The following is a 3,533-nucleotide window of genomic DNA, read 5'->3' on the forward strand; positions in this document are numbered from 1 at the left end:
GTAGCGCGATGGCCAGTAACTGGACATCACGCGAAGTGCAGGCGACGACCCGGCTTGCCGGGGAGCCGAAGGTGCCACCATACCAATCTAATTTAAGTGCATTTTTTGCACTTTTTCTGTATTATTATTTAAAATTTTAGTGAGCAAAAAGTGCAGATATTGCACTTTTACGAGGGAAAAATGACGGGCTATGAATTGAGGTTGTGGCGAAAAAGTCTTGGCTGGGATGCAGAACGCGCCGCTGAAGAGCTGGGCATATGCCTGCGCACATATAAAAACTATGAAAGTGCAAAAAACAGACACATCAAAAAGCGTACCGCAATGAGCACAGTACCACTTTCCCTAAACAACATGCTGAGCACATTCCGCAATCCTGGCATGACGAAAGAAAACATGATCGATTTGCTGCAGACCATGATAGCTGACGTCCTCCGATGTTGTTCTGAAGACGCCGCGCTCGATGCGCGGGGGATTCAGCAGCGCGCACAAAAATCGGACTAGACGACCTAGCCCGACTTTCAAATTTTATCAATCTATCGCTCTAAAAATCAGCTCGGCCTCTGGATGCTTGGATAAGCTGACAAAATCCTTTAGGGCATCTTGTCGATCAATCAGATTGCGACAAATTGTATGGTGTCCTTTTTCAGCCGCCATCCACGACAGGCGATTCAAGACAAACAATGTAGCTACAATCCCGAAAGCGGACGCCGACAATTCACCCTCGAAATAATTGTCACTGATATGGGTTTTATATTGGCCTTCTTCCGGCATCATATACCCCGAAAAACCCTCCTCAATGTTGCCCTCTTCATTGAGCATATCTACTTTCACAACCCAACATCTCCACATTCCGCCCTGATAACCCTGACAGTGGCGCGTTGCAAAGTTGTACAGCATTTGCTCAGCTAACGGATAAGCAAACAGCCCAGCTGAAAAACGCGCCATATCGCTCGGCTTTGTAAATTCAAAACTGGAAAAGTTGGCTGGCTTAGTCATTATTTATATCCCCTGTAGGCTTCTTCTGGCGTATTCCCTTTTCAGGTTCTACGCCGCAGTGAAATTGGCTTCGTGGCATAAGTACCGTTACGAGCCATTAGGGGGCAAAACAAGAGCAACACCGCAAGCCGCAGCTCGTGACGCTTGCGGCGCGAGAACGGGTGAGGATGTTGGGCATAGCCTTTACTCTTGTTATGGCACCGGCTCGTAATAAGGTGCGCCACGAAGCAAAGATCACTGCTGCAGAAAAAGTAAAGGGAGCGCAAGAAGGCTCTGGCTCTTATCCTTAGCGGCCACGGCACGTGGCCAGTGCAAGCGGCGCTGCCGGAACGGCAGCTGCAAGCGGGGAAATCCCCTCATTTTACTGAGGGGATGGGATTAACAATCGCGACCATCCGAAACACCTGATAAGTACGCGACTTTCAAGAGTTCATTTAACGAGTTCACTAGATTCTTAAAGTGCTGAATGTCTTTTAATTCTGGCTCTATAAATGTCAGCACAGCATAGTCACGCTCACCATTGAAAATGGTGGCCACACCGTCGATTACAGCAACTTTTCCATCGAAAACCGGAATATCACATTTATGGAAATAGGTAGGGAATGTGTAATCCTCAGCGTCAGCCAACGTGAATTTTGGCAAAACGTGGCACGCATCAACACCGCACGCCTGATACAGATCAATTCGGAAAACATCGCCGTAATACTCAGTGAATTTTTTAGTACACATAACAATCACAATCTCAATTTTAAGGGCAATACTGGCTATCATCGGGTTCTGAAGTTCCCGCGCTCGATGCGCGGGGGCTTCAGCGGTGGCCACGGTTCAGCCACCAAACTCAATAAACAGGTTTATTTTGCATCGGTCTGCGGAAACTGCTCGCTGAGCCACGTGCGTAATCGACGCACATTCTGCAATATCGGCTTTACTGCTTCGCCGTTCTCAGCGATCCGCTCTGGTACAACAATCATCAGCTGGGCAAGATCCAGTTTTTTCTCGGCAGCGACCTTGGTGATTCGTTCCACCATATCGGATACCTGCTCGTCGGTAACATCCTCATTAAAACAAGCACGCAACCACGCATTCGGATGTTCAGGATTCAGGCCAAACAGCGCCAGCAACTTTTCAGCCGCACGGTTTTGCGCCTGAGTATCGCATTTCACCGTTCCTGTTCCCTCATCCACACACACGCCATACCATTGCGCATGAACAAAGGGACTCAATGAATTAACACTCTCCGGCTCATCACTGTTCAGCAAGTTTGCAATCGTTGCCGCATCGTGCTGCTCAAGCATCATAGCCGTCGCGATCCCGATGGCATTTACCATCACACCATGCGTGCCGATATGTTGAGTGCGGTACACAGACGCACCAACATTTTCAGCAAGCCACGACCAATGCAGCGCTTTGCTCCACGCTTTCCACAAACAGATCCCGTCGTTAAACAGCGCCTCTGGGATCTCATCTCCGGCACGCAAACCAAACATTTTGCGGGTAGCATCATGCAATGCCTTGAAGCTGATAAGCAGATCACTTTTAGCGGGAACCACGTTGTGCTCGTAATCCACTCTGCCCTTGAGTGCAGGGATAGCTTCTACTATCTGGCGCACTAGCTCATTAACCGGATCTTTGTGGTTGTACGCCATTGAGATGGCCGTAGCCGGTTTGCTAGCATTATTATTAATATCTGAAAAGAACTGCTGGCGAACTTTCAGCGGCAACCCTTCGGTGAGCAATAACGTAATGGTATCGCTTGAGTCCTTACGTTCAGCAATATAGTCAATGATCCCCCGCGAGCGGGTCTGTCCGTCGAATAAGCGAATATCCGCATCCATTGAAATAAATAACGTCCCCAGCCCACCATTCAGCCCCTTTGCTTCTTCAAAGCGAACCGAACCATCGATATTGCCAACCAGTGTCGGCACAATGTAATCAGTTTTTTGATCATAACCATTGGTCAGATAGCGACTGATTTTTTTAGCTCGGCCAAGGTGAACCTCGCGCTGTGAGCGTGACATAACATCGCCAGCATCATCAAAAGCCATGATGCGTTTCAACATGTTCATTGGCGCACAGAGCATATATTGAACACGACCGCCCTGCTGACAACGGATTGCCGGAAATTCAAAAAAGTATTCGTGAGTTGGAAGAGTCATCATGGCCTCCTTCGGCTTCTTTCTGGTGTTTTCCCTTTTCCGTTCTCGGAAAGCGGGGATCACGCTGCTGTGACACATGACCGCCACGCGACTTTAGGGACGGAAACAAGGGCGATGACAAAGCCGCAGCGCAAGCGACGCATAGCGTCGTGCGAACGGGTGCTGGCATCGGGCATTAAGCCGCACCCTTGTTTACGAACCGGAGCGTGGCAGGTTCAGTCACAGCAAAAGTGAACACCGCAGACAACAGAGTGAAGGTGAACACCATAAGAAGCCGGTAAACCGGCTTCCCTTAGCGGCCACGGCACGTGGCCAGTGAAAGCGGCACTGCCGGAACGGCAGTTGCAAGCGCCATTGTTCCAGGCATCGCTTGCTATCCGA

4 protein-coding genes are annotated in these 3,533 nt (G+C 49.5%); 1 reads left to right on the plus strand and 3 read right to left on the minus strand.

The genetic code is table 11. The features are described 5' to 3' along the window. The first annotated feature begins 180 nt into the window (after positions 1-180). Entirely contained in the window at positions 181-501 is a 321-nt protein-coding gene (locus L975_RS18320) for a helix-turn-helix transcriptional regulator (protein ID WP_177326626.1), read from the plus strand. Positions 502-528: 27 nt separating this feature from the next. Here L975_RS18320 and L975_RS07735 read toward each other — a convergent pair whose 3' ends face one another. The 3 genes from L975_RS07735 to L975_RS07745 all read right to left on the minus strand — a co-directional run bounded on the left by L975_RS07735 (position 529) and on the right by L975_RS07745 (position 3,152). Then, a complete protein-coding gene (locus L975_RS07735; RefSeq protein ID WP_047708012.1) occupies positions 529-996 on the minus strand; it encodes an antirestriction protein in 468 nt (155 codons plus the stop codon). 378 nt (positions 997-1,374) lie between these two features. Continuing rightward, on the minus strand, positions 1,375-1,818 hold the full coding sequence (locus L975_RS07740) for a hypothetical protein (RefSeq protein ID WP_156121134.1): 444 nt from the start codon (positions 1,816-1,818) through the stop codon (positions 1,375-1,377). Positions 1,819-1,847: 29 nt separating this feature from the next. Continuing rightward, positions 1,848-3,152 (minus strand): DGQHR domain-containing protein, encoded by a 1,305-nt coding sequence (locus tag L975_RS07745; RefSeq protein ID WP_052181340.1) that lies wholly within the window; start codon positions 3,150-3,152, stop codon positions 1,848-1,850. Positions 3,153-3,533 lie beyond the last annotated feature (381 nt).

It is taken from the genome of Plesiomonas sp. ZOR0011 (assembly GCF_000800945.1).
In the GTDB taxonomy this organism is placed as follows: domain Bacteria; phylum Pseudomonadota; class Gammaproteobacteria; order Enterobacterales; family CAMTGL01; genus Plesiomonas; species Plesiomonas shigelloides.

What these genes read in the sequence shown, in the direction of transcription:
- L975_RS07735 (WP_047708012.1), bottom strand. Translation starts at nt 996, where the DNA reads ATGACTAAGCCAGCCAACTTTTCCAGTTTTGAATTTACAAAGCCGAGC.
- L975_RS18320 (WP_177326626.1), top strand. Translation starts at nt 181, where the DNA reads ATGACGGGCTATGAATTGAGGTTGTGGCGAAAAAGTCTTGGCTGGGAT.
- L975_RS07745 (WP_052181340.1), bottom strand. Translation starts at nt 3,152, where the DNA reads ATGACTCTTCCAACTCACGAATACTTTTTTGAATTTCCGGCAATCCGT.